Source organism: Flavobacterium rhizophilum (assembly GCF_046000485.1).
In the GTDB taxonomy this organism is placed as follows: Bacteria; Bacteroidota; Bacteroidia; order Flavobacteriales; family Flavobacteriaceae; genus Flavobacterium; species Flavobacterium rhizophilum.
The window spans coordinates 273,489-289,569 of sequence record NZ_JBELQB010000005.1; the positions used below are offsets into that span (position 1 = coordinate 273,489).

Consider the following 16,081-nt stretch of genomic DNA (forward strand, 5'->3'; position numbering starts at 1 on the left):
TTTTTAGTACAAAAAAAGCCCCGCTATTGTGGGGCTTCTTTGATTTATATAAGCTTGTATTATCTTGTAAATAATAACTCTCTGTATTTAGTAAGTGTCCAAAGCTCATCGTCAACAAGAAGCTCCAGTTTGTCACAGTGCTTTCTTATAACATCAAAAAATGGTTTTACTTTATTACAGTAAGCAGCAGCCTGCTCTTCTGCAGTTTCAAGTGCATTTGCTTTTTTACGCTCTTCAGTCATTTCTTCAACTTTAGAGTTAATGCCTGAAATATGCTCAGAGATTTCTTTGATAAGAATGATTTGCTCTTTACCTATTTCCTCAAACTTGTTACCGAATATCTCTTTAAGACCTTTTACGTTCTCGATAAGGATATTTTGGTAACGGATAGCTGTTGGGATTACGTGGTTACGGGCAATATCTCCAAGTACGCGTCCTTCAATCTGGATTTTCTTAGCATACTCTTCAAGTTCGATTTCGTAACGTGCTTCAACCTCAACGTGGTTCATTACGTTAAGCTCTTCAAATAGAGCAAGTGCCTCTTTAGATACTCTTGCTTTAAGTGCTTCCGGAGTAGTTTTGTTATTGCTTAGTCCGCGTTTCGCAGCCTCTACTTCCCACTCATCGCTGTAACCGTCACCTTCAAAAAGAATGTTTTTGGTTTCTTTGATGTACTCTCTTAACACGTTAAAGATAGCATCATCTTTCTTCATTTTCTTAGAGTCGATAAGCGCATCAACCTCTTTTTTGAAGTCTTTAAGCTGCTTAGCAACGATAGCGTTAAGAACTGTCATTGAGTTAGCACAGTTAGAATTAGAACCTACTGCTCTAAACTCAAATTTATTACCTGTAAAGGCAAACGGAGAAGTTCTGTTTCTGTCTGTATTATCAAGCAATACATCCGGAATTTTACCTACTACGTTAAGTTTAAGATCTGTTTTCTCTTGCGGAGAAAGCTTACCGTTAGATACACCTTCAAGCTCCTCAAGAACTTTTGTAAGCTGCTGACCGATGAATACAGAGATAATTGCAGGAGGTGCCTCGTTAGCTCCAAGTCTGTGATCGTTTGACGCAGATGCGATAGAAGCTCTTAGCAATTGCTCGTTTTTGTAAACAGCCTTAATAGTGTTAATGAAGAATGTAAGGAATTGCAGGTTACTCATTGGTGTTTTACCGGGACCTAAAAGGTTTATTCCTGTATCTGTAGCAAGCGACCAGTTGTTGTGCTTACCACTACCGTTAACTCCCATGAATGGTTTTTCGTGGAAAAGCACTTTAAAGTCATGACGTTCTGCAACTTTCTGCATTACATCCATTAGTAAAGAGTTGTGGTCTACAGCAAGGTTAGTTTCTTCAAATATAGGAGCAAGCTCAAACTGGTTTGGAGCTACCTCGTTGTGACGAGTTTTTACAGGTATACCTAAAAGCATACACTCGTTCTCAAGATCTCTCATATAGTTAAGAACTCTTGTAGGGATAGAACCGAAATAGTGATCCTCTAACTGCTGTCCTTTAGCAGAAGTATGTCCTAAAAGTGTACGTCCTGTAAGTGTAATATCCGGTCTTGATGCGGCAAGGGCTTTATCAATAAGGAAATATTCCTGCTCCCACCCTAGGGTTGGAGTTACTTTCTTTACGTTTTTATCAAAGTAACGGCACACATCTGTAGCAGCTTCGTCTACAGCGTTAAGTGCGCGTAATAATGGTGCTTTGTAATCCAGCGCCTCACCTGTGTAAGATACAAACACAGTTGGGATACATAATGTAGTACCAAAAATGAATGCCGGAGATGTTGGGTCCCATGCAGTATAACCACGAGCCTCAAACGTGTTACGAATACCACCGTTAGGGAAACTTGATGCATCCGGCTCCTGTTGTACAAGCTGAGTACCAGCAAATTTTTCGATTGGGTCACTACCGTCAAAAGATGTTTCAAAGAAAGCATCGTGCTTTTCTGCAGTAGTACCTGTTAATGGCTGGAACCAGTGAGTATAGTGAGTTACACCTTTAGAAAGAGCCCACTCTTTCATACCCATAGCTACATAATCAGCCAGTTTTCTTTCAATTTTTGTTCCATACTGTACAGCTCCTTTTACTGCCTGGTATGCTTCAGACGTTAAAAATTGACGCATTGCTTTGTCGTTAAACACATTGCTGCCGAAAATAGCAGACTTACGGTCCAGCTCTTCTACTTTAACCGGCTTTCTGCCCGCGGTTTCTTTTAAGGCCTGAAAACGAATTGTTGACATGAAACTAAATTTTTAAGTTATTAATGATATTAAAATCGATGCAAATATATGAATTTTTGAATTAAAAAATTAAGACACCCCTATTTTTTAGGGGGTGTAAATCTTAAATTTTATCAACTACACAAAAACAACCCCTAAAATAAAAATACCACCTCCTAAATTTCGTATTTACACAACATTTAATTAACTTTATATTGAATTTTTCTCAAAGAATTTCTTACATCCGTTAACTAAATTATAAAATACTCAAAGTATTGTTAATTATGTTAAATATTCCATAAGCAAAACTCTACTTCAAGCGAGAATGTGGTAATTTTAGGCTATTCAAATTTTAATAACCTAAATATATAAAAAAAATGAACAGGAAAATTGTAGTAGGAGTTACAGCAGGTGCAGTGGCCTTAGCAGGAGCAGCTTTATATTTTGCAAAAAGAAGAAATGACAGGAAAAAATTTGAAGCAAACGCCGCAGAAGCAAAAGAGAATTTTAAAGGCAAACTAAACGAACTGCAGCGTAAAGCCGGTAAAGAACTTAAAAGTGCCGAAAACGATGCCAAACAGGCCGTGAACAGCGCTAAAGAAAGAGCAAATGACTGGGTAAGCAATGCTCAGGCATAGAGTTAAGGAATCCCTTATAATTCATAAACACTCGAAAACCGGTTATAAATAATTTATAACCGGTTTTTAAATCTATTTAATTAAAAAGCTAAACCCACATAAAAAAACCGTGTCATGAAAAACAGGAAAAATGCAGGAGACAAATACAAACCCCTGATTATAGAACAAGTGGTAAAGGATAACGACATTAACCGTTTGTTACCTGAAATTACAGTAATAACCACTTACCCTCCAAGACAGTGCGGTATAGCAACCTATTCTGAAGATCTTATCAAAGCTCTTAACAACCAGTATGTGGATTCTTTTTCCATAAAGATATGTGCACTGGAAAACAAAAATGAAAAACACACTTATACCAATCCGGATGTAAAATACACACTGGATACCTCTCAACCGGAATCGTATACCAAACTGGCAAAAACCCTTAATGAGGATGCCAATGTAAAAATAGTAATGATACAGCATGAGTTTGGACTATTCGTCGAAACAAACGATGCTTTCAATACATTTATAGACGAAATTGAAAAACCACTTACTGTGGTATTCCATACGGTACTACCTAACCCAAACGAGGCTTTTAAAGCCAATGTCCAGCATATACTTAACCGCGTGGATTCGCTTATTGTAATGACTAACAACGCTGCCGACATACTGGTGCGTGATTATATAATAGACCGTAACCTTATTACGGTTATCCCACACGGTACCCACCTGGTGCCTCACAGGGAGAAAAACGAACTGAAAGAAAAATACGGTTTTAAAGGAAAAACCATACTTTCTACCTTCGGGCTGCTTAGTTCCGGTAAAAGTATAGAGACAACACTGGAAGCCCTGCCGGAAGTAGTAGCACAAAATCCTGATGTGCTTTTCCTTATTATAGGCAAAACCCATCCTACCGTGTTTTTACACGAAGGTGAAAGCTACCGTAACAGCCTTATCCAAAAGATAAACGAACTAAACCTACAGGATAACGTTACTTTTATTAATAAATATGTACCGTTAAACGAACTGTTGGAATATTTACAGATGACCGATATTTATCTGTTTACTTCTAAAGATCCTAATCAGGCGGTAAGTGGTACTTTCTCTTACGCGCTAAGTTGCGGATGCGCCATTGTATCTACACCTATACCACACGCACAGGAAGTTCTTGCAGGCGAAACCGGTATTACATTTGATTTTGGTGACTCTAATCAGTTAGCCAAATCTATTAACAGACTGCTGGAAAATGATACCCTGCGCCAAACCATGATACTTAACGGGCTGCACAAAATAATTCATACCGCATGGGAAAACTCAGCCGTAGATCATGCCCATTTAATACAGAAAACTATGGGAAACGGAATGAAACTCCAGTACAGAAATCCCAAAGTAAACCTGAATCATATTAAGAATATGACTACTGATTTCGGGATGCTTCAGTTTTCTAAACTAAACAAACCCGACCCTAATTCGGGATACACACTGGACGATAATGCCCGTGCCCTTATAGCAATGTGTCAGCACTACAAACAGTATAGAGATGATAGTGTACTTCAATACATTAATACCTATCTAAGTTTTATTGAGTATTGCCAAAGTAAGGACGGACGTTTTTTTAACTATGTAGATATTGATAAAAAGATTACCGCCCAAAACAATAACGAGAATTTGGAAGACTCTTCGGGCAGAGCCATGTGGGCGCTAGGTTACCTTATATCTATAGCCAATATTTTACCGGAAGAACTGGGTGAACGTGCCGAAGCAGCCTTTCATCGTTCGTTATCACTTACCAAAAACATTTACTCTACCAGAGCAATGGCTTTTGTAATTAAGGGTTTGTATTATTATAACAGACGTGTTAAAGACGAAGATACTCTTATATATATAAAACTGTTTGCCGACAGGATGGTACAAATGTACAGACATGAAAACGAAGATAACTGGCAATGGTTTGAAAGCTACCTAACCTATGCTAACAGTTTATTGCCCGAAGCCCTGTTGCTTTGTTATACCATTACAGGCGATGAAACCTATCGTGATATAGCACGCAAAACTTTTGATTTTTTGCTTGATGTGATTTTTGATGATCATTCCATTAAAGTAATATCAAATGATGGCTGGCACTTTAAAGGGGAAGAAAAAAACCGCTATGGAGAACAGCCTATTGATGTTGCCTATACCATACTTGCACTACGTAAGTTTCACGATATATTTAAAGACGAAAAATATCTTTCAAAAATGGAAATGGCCTTTAACTGGTTTTTGGGCAACAACCATTTACAGCAAATTATATACAACCCATGTACCGGAGGTTGTTTTGACGGACTTGAACAACACAATGTAAATCTTAACCAGGGAGCCGAATCAAGCATTAGCTACCTTATGGCAAGACTTACCATTACAAGATACTTTGGTAATCCTAATGAGGTGTACTTTAGGAGAAAACTAAAAAATATTATTACGCGCCATTTAGAGAAATTCTAATTCCGTTTTTTTATAAACACTGAAGCAGGCCATTGGCCTGCTTCTTTTTATATTGTTATGTATACCAAATTATTTTTTTATAAACTGTTTTTTAACTTCACCATGCTCATCTTGTAGCTTTAACATATAGACACCACTTTGTAAGCTCGAAATATCTATTTGAAGAGTATTATTATTTACATAATTAATATTAAAACCTGAAACTATTCTCCCTGTCATATCAAAAATAATAATCTCTTTATTTAGGAAGTCATTTTTAGATTCTGCGTATAATATTGAAGTAGAAGGATTAGGAAAAAGAGTAACCGTATTCTCTTCTTCACTCAAATCTATATTTTTCATAGCTAACCTACCACTTGCAACTGAAATCACAATCTCATTACTGTAACTAGTTTCATTAGTTACGTTATTATGCACCATTCTTCTATAACGTTTAGGGTATTCACCTACCCTGGTTCTAACAGGAATAGCTGGTGGCGTATAATTTTTAGAAGTAGCTCCTGCTATGTCTCCCCAACTTCCTCTACCATAAATTTGCCATGCATACGTATAAGACCCAAACAAGTAGTTCCCTGTTAAAGTAGCAACATTAGATCCATTAGGCAATGCCTGACTACAACATATAACATTATTTATATTACCAATATTTCGAGGTTCAACTCTAAGAACATTACTATCCTGAAATGCCCCTTTAAAAACTGTACGCCTAAAAAATTCTGTTGTTTCAGTCAATGCAATCAATACTGATTCTGTCGGAGCTGTAGTAACTACCCATTGCCCTCCTAAACTTCTTTTATACCATAAATACATGTTAGCATAACCAAATATAGACTCCGATAAGTCGTCAGACATATAGGTAACTCTTGTCCTTGGTCCGGTTATCCCTTTAGGGTATAAAGAGTTTTCGTTACTGTACATAAAATAAATATCTGTATCACCAAAATCTACCGCCTTAAATCTAAGACCTTTACTTCCCGATACCCTTGTACTTGTACCAACAAAATAAAGAAATTTTATACCATAATTATTTTTAAACTCATTTTCGCTAATCCAAATCGAAGGTAAATCTCCAGTTACACTATCAATCACTAAGGGACAAGGACTTTCCGGTATAGACGCGTAATTATCTTCTTTCCTATTAATGTGAAAATTATCTGTTTTCATAATTAGATACCTAAATTTATTTCCACAAATAGTCCTTGGGCTTGACTTTATAGTATATTGTACTCCAAAATTGACTCCATTATGATTTCTATTCATAAAAACTTTATCGCTTTTAACCCTATCACCTGTATCAGGATAATAAACCTCACTTATATCAAAAGGCTTTCTTTGAGGTTGAGGCGGCTCATAAATATCAATTATTTCGATATCTGAAGTTCTGTACTTGTTACCATTATTATTTTCATATTCAGCATAAAGAACACGACCTTCAGTACTCTCGAAGTAACGTATATCTAACCAAAACTCAATTTCATTTTCAGGGCTTATATACTTCCCGTCTGAGTTAGGGAAAGCGTCAAATACCGGAGATGCGTATCCTATATAAAAAGGATCAGTAGTTTCAGAATCTTTTATGTAAATATAAAGATTCCCAAATACATTATCAAAGCTATTATTTGTTGTCTCCAATCTTACATTTAGACGAACAAAAATTTCAGCTCTATTATTAAAATTAATCTTGTCTACCTCCTGATTACCAACTCTTAGTTCATCAATTTTGACTGTAACCTGAGAAAAGGAATGAAATGAAAAAATTAAAAAGGAAAAAAAGAAAATTTTCTTGAAAAAAATCATAGATGTGGTTTTTTAAAATATTTTTAACAAACATACACCTACATTGCTTATAAAGCAAAAAAAGAGACTTAAAAGCCTCTTTTTTTAACATATTATCTATATTGCAATTATTTTTTATTTAGAGCACGAATATTAGAATCATCAATATTAAACTCTTTGATTACGTTGTTATAATCTGTAAGGTCAATTCTTGCAGAGTTATCAAAACCTGGTATAATCACTACCCTGAATACCTGATTTTGTAAAAAGTTCGGATTAGTACCTAAATCATAGTTTGCTCCCATGTAGAAAACAATATCATCAACAGTAAAATCAAAATCAAACTCTACATAATCACCATTATCATAATAAAGCGTTTTGGGAATCATTTCCCAAATATCATTACCATTATTTGGATCTACACCTTTTAAACGATATACCAAAACCATATCAGCAGGAAATAGAGGGTCAGGATTCAAATCATAATATGATGTATAGTAACCTGTATCGGCATCAAATGAGAATGTTGCCTGGTTTACCTCAAATACCTCAGCTTCAAAATAATTATCTGTATTGTTATACACCACATCCGGATCGTCATCAACACACGACGATAATGTAAAGAGGCTCACTACGCTTAAAAGTAAAAATATCTTTTTCATAATGTTAAAAGTTTTATTGTTTATAAAGGTATTTCCAAAAACTGAACCAAAAAATATTTTCACAGGAAAATTCATGAAAAAAATTTTAAATACCTTTGTATCAGTATGGAGCAAAAATTACGATTATTCAAGGTATTACTGGGCTGCACGCCTAATGGCCGTTTAACTGAACAACATGATATTTTTTTTGGAATAGGCACCTCAATTGAGTCCCTTATTCCTGATATGTATACTTTTTGGCCCGATGGCGGAAGGCTGCATGTAGACTCCTGGAGAGAGGTTACACACGTTGGCGAATATGAGATCTCTATAACACAAAAGCAGGAAAACACCAATACCGAAAAACTGTTTTTTATAAACCTTGGCGGATATAAACCGGGCGATTTTGAAGAGTATCATTATAAAACCCTTATAGTGGCTCAAACTATGGGGGAGGCTGTAAAAGCAGTTAAACAAACGACCTTTTATAAACATTGTGGTTTTAAAGGTGCCGAATCGCACGTGGACGACAAATATGCACTTGATATTGATGATGCTTATAATGTAGCCGACATACTTTTACCTAAGTATAAAGAACTATATAGCTTTGCTATTAAAAAAACAGCCCATCCTGTAGAAGATGAGCTGCATATAGGGTATTTAAAGTTAAATGTATAAACTACATTTTCTTCATTGATTTCCTGATTTGTTTATTGATAGGGATAATCATTTTAACCATAGTACCCCAACCCTGCTCGGCATCTACTTTCATAATACCACCAATGCTCACAATGTGGTTTTCCATTGTTTTTTTGCTGGCATCGTTACGATCGGTACCTGCACCGTTATCCTTAATAGATACCATTAGCCTTGTGCCCGAGAACGACATCCCAAAGAATACTTTTGATGCCTGAGGGTCTTCGGCAATAGCCTCAAGGCTTTCCTTAATAGCTGCTGTTAACTCACGCTGACTCTCCTTTACAATCGTATTTGTAGAAGGCTTATCGGGCATTGAGAACAATACCTCAACCGGACTATCCTTAAAGTAATCGGTTACATATTCTTGAGTATTGGTAATATAATTAGAAAGCGTGGTAGACCTTGGCGTTAATAACCAAACAAGATCCCTGATGTTTTCCTCTAGTTTTTTAGTAGTATCCTGCATGGCTTCACCACTACTCTTAATAGTAGGCATACCATGAGTTTTCTCTACTATAGATTCACTAAGGTAGTTGATTTTAGAAAGTTTGGAATCAAGATCAGAATGTATATCCTGAACCATACGAAGGCGTTCCTGCCTTTCGGTTTCATGGTTCATTCTTTCCTCTCTTAACTTCTCCTTAAGCTGTTGTTTTCTTTTCCAAAACCACCCTATAACTAATAATACTATTATAGAGCATACCCCTATAATTATGATACGTGTACGCTTTGTCGCTTCATATTCTGCACGGCTAATACTATCTCCTGAGGAAACAGCTTCCTGCTCCCCTCCGTCAGTACCAAGTAGTCTTGATTCGTTCTCATCACGCTGCTTTATGTACTTTGACTGTAGCGTTTTTAATGCCTGTGCATGCTTTGCATTTACCAAACTATCCTTTTTCTGTTCGTACAGTTTGTGGTAACGAATAGATTCAGGATATTGCTTAAGTTTCTCGTAAGCAATTGCCATACCAAGACACGACGAAATTATAACCTCATTATCTTTTATTGACGAAGCATCAAGATAAGCCTGTTCGTAAAGGCGTAATGACTCACTGTAATCGTCGTTAAGTGCATGTACCTTTCCAAGATCGCTAAGTGTAGCTGCAACATTTTTCCTGTCGTCAAGTCCGGCAAAATAGCCCAGTGCCTCCTTGTAGTTTAATATCGACTGTACATAATCGGTTTTCTTTCTGTAAGCATTACCCATTTTGCTTAGGGTATGACCTGCCTCACTGTTTTTACCTCTTGCACGGTAAATGGCAAGCGCCCTGCTGTAAGCATCAAGCGCAGGCTCCGGCTTATCCTGAAGTTCATATACTTCACCAAGTTCCACAAGAACCTCGGCTTCAAGAACCTCATTATTTAACTGCTTAGCTTCTTTAATGGCGTAAGTGTAGTACTGAACCGAAAGACCATAATCTTGCTCTTCAGCGTATAGTTCTCCTAATTCTTTTGATGCTTTGATAATAGCGTTTCCGTCCTTAAGTGTTTTTGCATGGCTTAAGGATAGTAAATAGTTCTTAGTAGCCAGTTTTGGCTGATCGGCTTTGTGATAAGCTTCTCCTAAACCTGCATATGCTTTAATAAGAGTTACTTTATCTTCAGATTCTGCTGCTAAAGAAACACTTTGTTTGAGAGACTCCACCGCCTCCACATATTGGTTTTGGGAATTTTGTTTCATTCCCTGATTTAGGAAATAGTCGGCATTCTCTTCCTGTGCGTGACATAAGAGTCCGAGCAATAGCACTAAAATCGGTAGGGTTTTCTTCATTAAAATTTTTGATTGGGCTTAGCAAAAATAGAAAATATCTTAGTGCAATATAAACAAAATGTTAATTTATAACGTATTCTTAAAATACTTTTATTTTGAAGCCAAATTATTTTTCTAAGAAATTTCTCCCATATAACTATAAATAAATAGAATTATTCTTACATTTATTTTACGGTTTTCCATAAAAACACTTGTAAACCAGTAGATTAATAATTTATATAAAAAACATGATTATTTTATTTGTAGAATTATTCGTAAGAAAAATTAAAATATTTAATTACCACAGTATTTATAACTATAAAAAACAGAACGATTTTAAATTAGGAAAAGTAAATAGTATTGTAATAAAAAAGTACTCCTGAATAGGAGGACTTTTTTTTAATTCATACTATCAATTATAAACTTATAAACATCTTCAGTAAGTTGTTTTATTTCATCACTTTCCTGTAAATCTTCCCAATCAAAATCAGCCTCTAAAACATACTTACTTAAATCACTTTTAGGAATCAGCGTTCCAAATACACCTTCATTCTCCTTATATACTTTGTTCAAAACATTAACACCATCAATCTTTCCTATTTCCTTATCAATCTTATTTAAAAATACACCTATATACTCTTTCTTATAGTCATTTGAGTTTACAATTTTAAGTGCTTCACTAATCTTATTTTGTATCTCTTCTCTATGTTCAGATAAAAGCTTTTTATTACAGAAGTTAATCAAAATCTTCTCCCAAATCTTATTAATCAAGAGATTTTCGATTTCTCTAACTTCCCAAATAACTCGTGGCTTAAGGTTATTAGTTGCCAAGTCTTCCAAATTTTTTAACCTAATACCTTTTTTGGTACTCTTTTTAGCATTATCAGAATCAGCCAAAAGGAAAATTTTATTACTCAACGCTAAAGCATTAATTTCTTTATTTATTACCTCTTCATCTTCTTTGTCAATTTCATTTTCAAACAAATAATGTTCAATATTAGAACCTGCATATTCAAAAAAAGCATAATCAATATCCTCTTTCAGCGATTTATATTTCTCATCTTCATTTTTAGCCAAATAATCAATATACGATTTTAGGAAAGCTTTTATATAATTCCTATCAGACACTCCTTCAACCCATATACTACAATTTGCAAGAAAAACCGATGAATTATTAACCCCTAAATGTTTTAAAATTTCGTTATCCCCTCTATTTACATTTTTTATTATAAATTGATTGTCTTTACCCTTTTCTACCTGTTTAGGTGCAAAGGAATAAATAGATACATTATCTTTTTCAAGAGTCAAATCCAAAAAATGGTTGGAATGAGTACTTATTATGTATGTAAGCCTTTTATTAACTAATTCTTTATTAGTTGATATTTGTTCTAAAAATAATCTCTGCATACCCGGATGCAGGTTCAATTCAGGTTCATCAATAAAGAAAAAAGAGTTATCCTCAGCCATAAATATTTTATACATTAATATAATTAATGCCTGTATACCATCTCCTAAATGATGTAACTCCCTCGTATTTTCTTCATTTCCAACATGAATCAATATTAATTCTGAATCTGTTTTTCCCTTTTTACTCTCACCTTTATTAAATTTTGCTACAATATCTATTTGCTTTCCGTCAAAAAAATTTACACTTAAAAACTTTTCAAATGATTCAAACCTGTTTCTTACATTTTTTTCAGCATTCCTGCTATTTAACACTTGTTCATATAAATCCATCCCAGTAAAAATATCTATCTTTTTATCCAAAGAATAGTTCTTTCTTATTGTTTCTAAATAGACATCCTCATCTAATCGGGTATAAGTACTATTAATTTGACGTGGGTCTAGCATTCTCTCATGAACTGCGGTATAGAGCGAATGAGCTGTTCTTAGAGTTGGTATAAAAAATTTCTTTACACCTGATTTTGTATATATCCTTTCTTGCAATACATCAAATCTATTTTTGAACGTATTAATATTAAAATAGCGATTACTGTCTATTTTTTTTTTATTATTTATAAAAACTTGATAAAATTTTGAAAAAGACAATTCTTCTAAGTTTCCATTTCTATAAGGACTATTATTATGATCTACAACAACCTGATTATATTTTTCAAGAATATCTGTATTAACTAGAATAATTTTTTCTTCTTTCAATAATTCTCTCATAAACCTACTTTTACCACTATTATTAGCTCCAACAATAATATTTATAGTATTAAAGTTCGGTAAGTACACTATAGGTTCAGTTTCATCATTTAAATAATAGTCCTTAAACTGTTCAGAGTTTTCAAATATCAAATGGTAAGGTTGTTTCATATTAATTATATAAAGGTTTAGCCCAAATTTAACAAAAAAAGCCTCCCTTATCAGGAGGCTTCTCTTTAAATATTTCGATCTTAAATTTTTAAATCTAAGTGACAATTACATATTCCTGCGGTACTGACCACCTACCTCAAACAGAGCAGCAGTAATTTGTCCAAGCGAACAAACCTTGGCAGCTTCCATAAGGCATTCAAATATGTTTTGGTTTTGTATAGCAGCTTCCTGTACAATAGCAAGCTGTTCCTTAACCTTTTGTGCATTACCTTCGTGTAGGTTTTCAAGAGTCTGGATTTGGAATTGTTTCTCCTCTTCTGTTGCACGTATAACCTCTGCAGGAACAACCGTAGGCGAACCTTTAGAGCTCAGGAAGGTATTTACCCCAATAATAGGAAACTCTCCTGTATGCTTAAGAGTTTCGTAATACAAACTCTCTTCCTGAATTTTAGAACGCTGATACATGGTTTCCATAGCCCCAAGTACACCACCCCTTTCGGTAATACGGTCAAACTCGGTAAGTACAGCTTCCTCCACAAGGTCGGTAAGTTCCTCAATAATAAACGATCCCTGTATAGGGTTTTCGTTTTTAGCCAGTCCAAGTTCTTTATTGATAATAAGCTGAATTGCCATTGCACGACGCACACTCTCTTCGGTAGGCGTTGTAATAGCCTCGTCATAAGCATTTGTATGCAGTGAGTTACAGTTATCATAAATAGCATACAGCGCCTGTAGTGTTGTACGGATATCGTTAAAGTCAATTTCCTGCGCGTGTAGTGAACGACCCGATGTTTGAATGTGGTACTTAAGCATTTGAGCACGCTCGTTAGCACCATATTTGTTTTTAAGTGCCTTAGCCCAAATTCTTCTTGCAACACGACCAATAACCGCATATTCAGGGTCAATACCGTTAGAGAAGAAGAACGATAGGTTAGGACCGAAATCGTTAATATTCATACCACGGCTCAGGTAGTACTCCACATACGTGAATCCGTTAGCAAGGGTAAACGCCAACTGAGTGATTGGGTTTGCACCTGCCTCGGCAATGTGGTATCCTGAAATAGAAACCGAATAGAAGTTCCTTACATTTTTCTGGATAAAGTACTCCTGTACATCACCCATTAAACGAAGGGCAAACTCGGTAGAGAAGATACAGGTGTTTTGCGCCTGATCTTCCTTAAGAATATCGGCCTGTACCGTACCACGCACTTGCGACAGGGTACGTACTTTAATATCGTTATACACATCGGCAGGAAGTACCTGGTCTCCGGTTACACCCAAAAGCATAAGTCCAAGTCCGTCGTTACCTTCCGGTAATTTGCCATTGTAACGAGGCCTTTCCACGCCTTTTTCTTTGTATATCTTGTTTATCTTATCGTCAACCTCTTTTTCAAGTCCGTTTTCCTTGATGTAAAGCTCACACTGTTGGTCGATAGCCGCATTCATAAAGAAACCTAACAGCATTGGTGCCGGACCGTTAATTGTCATACTCACCGATGTCATTGGGTGGGCAAGGTTAAAGCCCGAATACAGTTTCTTAGCATCATCAAGACAGCAGATAGATACACCCGCATTACCAATTTTACCGTAAATATCCGGACGGTGATCCGGGTCATTACCATAAAGGGTAACACTGTCAAACGCTGTAGATAAACGTTTTGCAGGCATACCAAGACTCACATAGTGGAAACGCCTGTTGGTACGCTCAGGTCCGCCCTCTCCGGCAAACATACGGGTTGGGTCTTCCCCTTCCCTCTTAAACGGATACAGTCCCGAAGTATACGGGAATTCTCCCGGCACGTTTTCCTGCAGGCACCATCTTAAAATATCACCCCATGCCTGGTATTTAGGCAGGGCAACCTTTGGTATCTGCGAATGCGAAAGCGACTCGGTATGTGTTTGTATTTTTATTTCCTTATCCCTTACCTTAAAGGTATAAACAGGATTTTTGTATTTGTTTACTTTTTCGTCCCATGTAAGTATAACCTCCCAGTTGTATGGGTCAAGGTTCATTTTTACACGATCAAACTCTTTTACAAGTAAGTCTAGGAATTGTTTTTTATCGGCATCATTTGTAGCTACCGATGTTTCCTCAATACCTGCCTTATTTATCTCGGGAGTTTTACCGCTTACGGTCTCAATAGTTTTGAAAATACCGTATAGTTTTTGAGCTACATCCTGCTGTGTAGCTGCTGTTTCGTCATAACCACGGTTATTTTCTGCAATCTCGCTAAGGTAACGTGTTCTGTTTGGCGGAATTACAAAAATCTTTTCGCTCATCTCACGGGTAATCTCAAAGGTCGATTTCAGTTCCGATTCTGTTTTCTCCACAATCTTATCCATAATCGACTTATAAAGCGTATTCATACCCGGGTCGTTAAACTGCGACGCAATGGTACCAAATACCGGAAGGTCATCAGGGTTAGCATCCCACAGGTTATGGTTACGCTGGTATTGCTTTTTCACATCACGAAGCGCATCAAGCGAACCGCGTTTGTCAAACTTGTTAATCGCAACAAGATCGGCAAAGTCAAGCATATCAATTTTTTCCAGCTGAGTAGCAGCACCAAATTCAGGTGTCATTACATACAGCGAAACATCAGAGTGGTCAAGGATTTCAGTATCACTTTGCCCGATACCCGATGTTTCAAGGATAATCAAATCATATTTTGCAGCCTTAAGCACCTGTATCGCCTCTGCCACATATTTAGAAAGGGCAAGGTTAGACTGGCGTGTAGCAAGCGAACGCATATAAACCCTTGGGTTATTAATGGCATTCATCCTGATACGGTCTCCCAGTAATGCACCACCTGTTTTACGCTTAGACGGGTCTACAGATATAAGTCCGATGGTTTTTTCAGGGAAATCAATAAGGAAACGGCGCACCAGCTCGTCTACTAACGATGATTTACCGGCACCACCTGTACCTGTAATACCCAGTACAGGGATTTTAGAAGTTTCGTTTTTCTTATGTATAACATCAAGCGTTTCTTTTGCGATTTCAGGGAAATTCTCTGCCGATGAGATTACCCTTGCAATAGCTGTTGGATTTTTCTCTTCCAGCGTGTTTACTTCACCGTTTAATTTATCGCCTACAGGGAAATCAGCTCTTTGTACTAAATCGTTAATCATACCCTGTAATCCAAGCTCACGTCCGTCGTCCGGAGAGTAGATTCGGGTAATACCATATTCATGCAACTCTTTTATCTCTTCAGGAAGGATAACTCCGCCCCCACCGCCAAATATTTTAATGTGGCCTGCCCCTTTTTCGTTAAGCAGATCGTACATGTATTTAAAATATTCGTTATGACCTCCCTGGTAAGAAGTCATGGCAATAGCATTGGCATCTTCCTGTATCGCAGTGTTTACCACTTCTTCCACACTACGGTCATGCCCCAGGTGAATTACCTCAACACCAGTGGCCTGTATAATACGGCGCATGATGTTTATGGCTGCATCGTGCCCGTCAAACAGGGATGCGGCTGTTACTATTCTAACTTTATGTTTAGGATTATAAGGCTGTACTTGCTCCATCTTTATAAGAATCTCAATTTTAAGCCC

General features: G+C 36.4%; 9 protein-coding genes. 3 read left to right on the forward strand and 6 right to left on the reverse strand.

Annotation, left to right across the window (positions count from 1 at the left end; all coding sequences use genetic code 11):
- Positions 1 to 59 precede the first annotated feature (59 nt).
- Positions 60 to 2,249, reverse strand: a complete 2,190-nt coding sequence (locus ABS768_RS08535; protein ID WP_408074537.1) for a glutamine synthetase III family protein — start codon at positions 2,247 to 2,249, stop codon at positions 60 to 62.
- A gap of 356 nt (positions 2,250 to 2,605) precedes the next feature.
- On the opposite strand from ABS768_RS08535, the gene ABS768_RS08540 reads away from it, so the two are divergent.
- The gene (locus tag ABS768_RS08540; RefSeq protein WP_408074538.1) at positions 2,606 to 2,866 is read left to right on the forward strand and encodes a hypothetical protein; all 261 of its coding nucleotides are present in this window, start codon (positions 2,606 to 2,608) and stop codon (positions 2,864 to 2,866) included.
- 114 nt (positions 2,867 to 2,980) lie between these two features.
- Entirely contained in the window at positions 2,981 to 5,332 is a 2,352-nt protein-coding gene (locus ABS768_RS08545) for a glycosyltransferase (protein ID WP_408074539.1), read from the forward strand.
- Positions 5,333 to 5,401: 69 nt separating this feature from the next.
- Here ABS768_RS08545 and ABS768_RS08550 read toward each other — a convergent pair whose 3' ends face one another.
- Both ABS768_RS08550 and ABS768_RS08555 read right to left on the reverse strand, forming a co-directional pair.
- Positions 5,402 to 7,129 (reverse strand): T9SS type A sorting domain-containing protein, encoded by a 1,728-nt coding sequence (locus ABS768_RS08550; protein ID WP_408074540.1) that lies wholly within the window; start codon positions 7,127 to 7,129, stop codon positions 5,402 to 5,404.
- A 107-nt stretch (positions 7,130 to 7,236) separates the two neighbouring features.
- The gene (locus ABS768_RS08555) at positions 7,237 to 7,770 is read right to left on the reverse strand and encodes a hypothetical protein (protein WP_408074541.1); all 534 of its coding nucleotides are present in this window, start codon (positions 7,768 to 7,770) and stop codon (positions 7,237 to 7,239) included.
- 105 nt (positions 7,771 to 7,875) lie between these two features.
- Between ABS768_RS08555 and ABS768_RS08560 the strand changes: the two genes are divergently transcribed.
- Positions 7,876 to 8,427, forward strand: coding sequence for a DUF1543 domain-containing protein (locus ABS768_RS08560; RefSeq protein ID WP_408074542.1), 552 nt, complete (start codon positions 7,876 to 7,878; stop codon positions 8,425 to 8,427).
- A 1-nt stretch (position 8,428) separates the two neighbouring features.
- Here ABS768_RS08560 and ABS768_RS08565 read toward each other — a convergent pair whose 3' ends face one another.
- The 3 genes from ABS768_RS08565 to ABS768_RS08575 all read right to left on the reverse strand — a co-directional run bounded on the left by ABS768_RS08565 (position 8,429) and on the right by ABS768_RS08575 (position 16,054).
- Positions 8,429 to 10,222: a tetratricopeptide repeat-containing sensor histidine kinase gene (locus ABS768_RS08565; protein ID WP_408074543.1), complete on the reverse strand. Its 1,794-nt coding sequence runs from the start codon at positions 10,220 to 10,222 to the stop codon at positions 8,429 to 8,431.
- A 378-nt stretch (positions 10,223 to 10,600) separates the two neighbouring features.
- Positions 10,601 to 12,520 (reverse strand): AAA family ATPase, encoded by a 1,920-nt coding sequence (locus tag ABS768_RS08570; RefSeq protein WP_408074544.1) that lies wholly within the window; start codon positions 12,518 to 12,520, stop codon positions 10,601 to 10,603.
- A gap of 105 nt (positions 12,521 to 12,625) precedes the next feature.
- The gene (locus ABS768_RS08575) at positions 12,626 to 16,054 is read right to left on the reverse strand and encodes a methylmalonyl-CoA mutase family protein (RefSeq protein WP_408074545.1); all 3,429 of its coding nucleotides are present in this window, start codon (positions 16,052 to 16,054) and stop codon (positions 12,626 to 12,628) included.
- Positions 16,055 to 16,081 lie beyond the last annotated feature (27 nt).

Bases quoted from the DNA above. Each gene is read 5' to 3' on its own strand.
- ABS768_RS08535 (WP_408074537.1), bottom strand. From the start codon at position 2,249: ATGTCAACAATTCGTTTTCAGGCCTTAAAAGAAACCGCGGGCAGAAAG.
- ABS768_RS08540 (WP_408074538.1), top strand. From the start codon at position 2,606: ATGAACAGGAAAATTGTAGTAGGAGTTACAGCAGGTGCAGTGGCCTTA.
- ABS768_RS08545 (WP_408074539.1), top strand. From the start codon at position 2,981: ATGAAAAACAGGAAAAATGCAGGAGACAAATACAAACCCCTGATTATA.
- ABS768_RS08550 (WP_408074540.1), bottom strand. From the start codon at position 7,129: ATGATTTTTTTCAAGAAAATTTTCTTTTTTTCCTTTTTAATTTTTTCA.
- ABS768_RS08555 (WP_408074541.1), bottom strand. From the start codon at position 7,770: ATGAAAAAGATATTTTTACTTTTAAGCGTAGTGAGCCTCTTTACATTA.
- ABS768_RS08560 (WP_408074542.1), top strand. From the start codon at position 7,876: ATGGAGCAAAAATTACGATTATTCAAGGTATTACTGGGCTGCACGCCT.
- ABS768_RS08565 (WP_408074543.1), bottom strand. From the start codon at position 10,222: ATGAAGAAAACCCTACCGATTTTAGTGCTATTGCTCGGACTCTTATGT.
- ABS768_RS08570 (WP_408074544.1), bottom strand. From the start codon at position 12,520: ATGAAACAACCTTACCATTTGATATTTGAAAACTCTGAACAGTTTAAG.
- ABS768_RS08575 (WP_408074545.1), bottom strand. From the start codon at position 16,054: ATGGAGCAAGTACAGCCTTATAATCCTAAACATAAAGTTAGAATAGTA.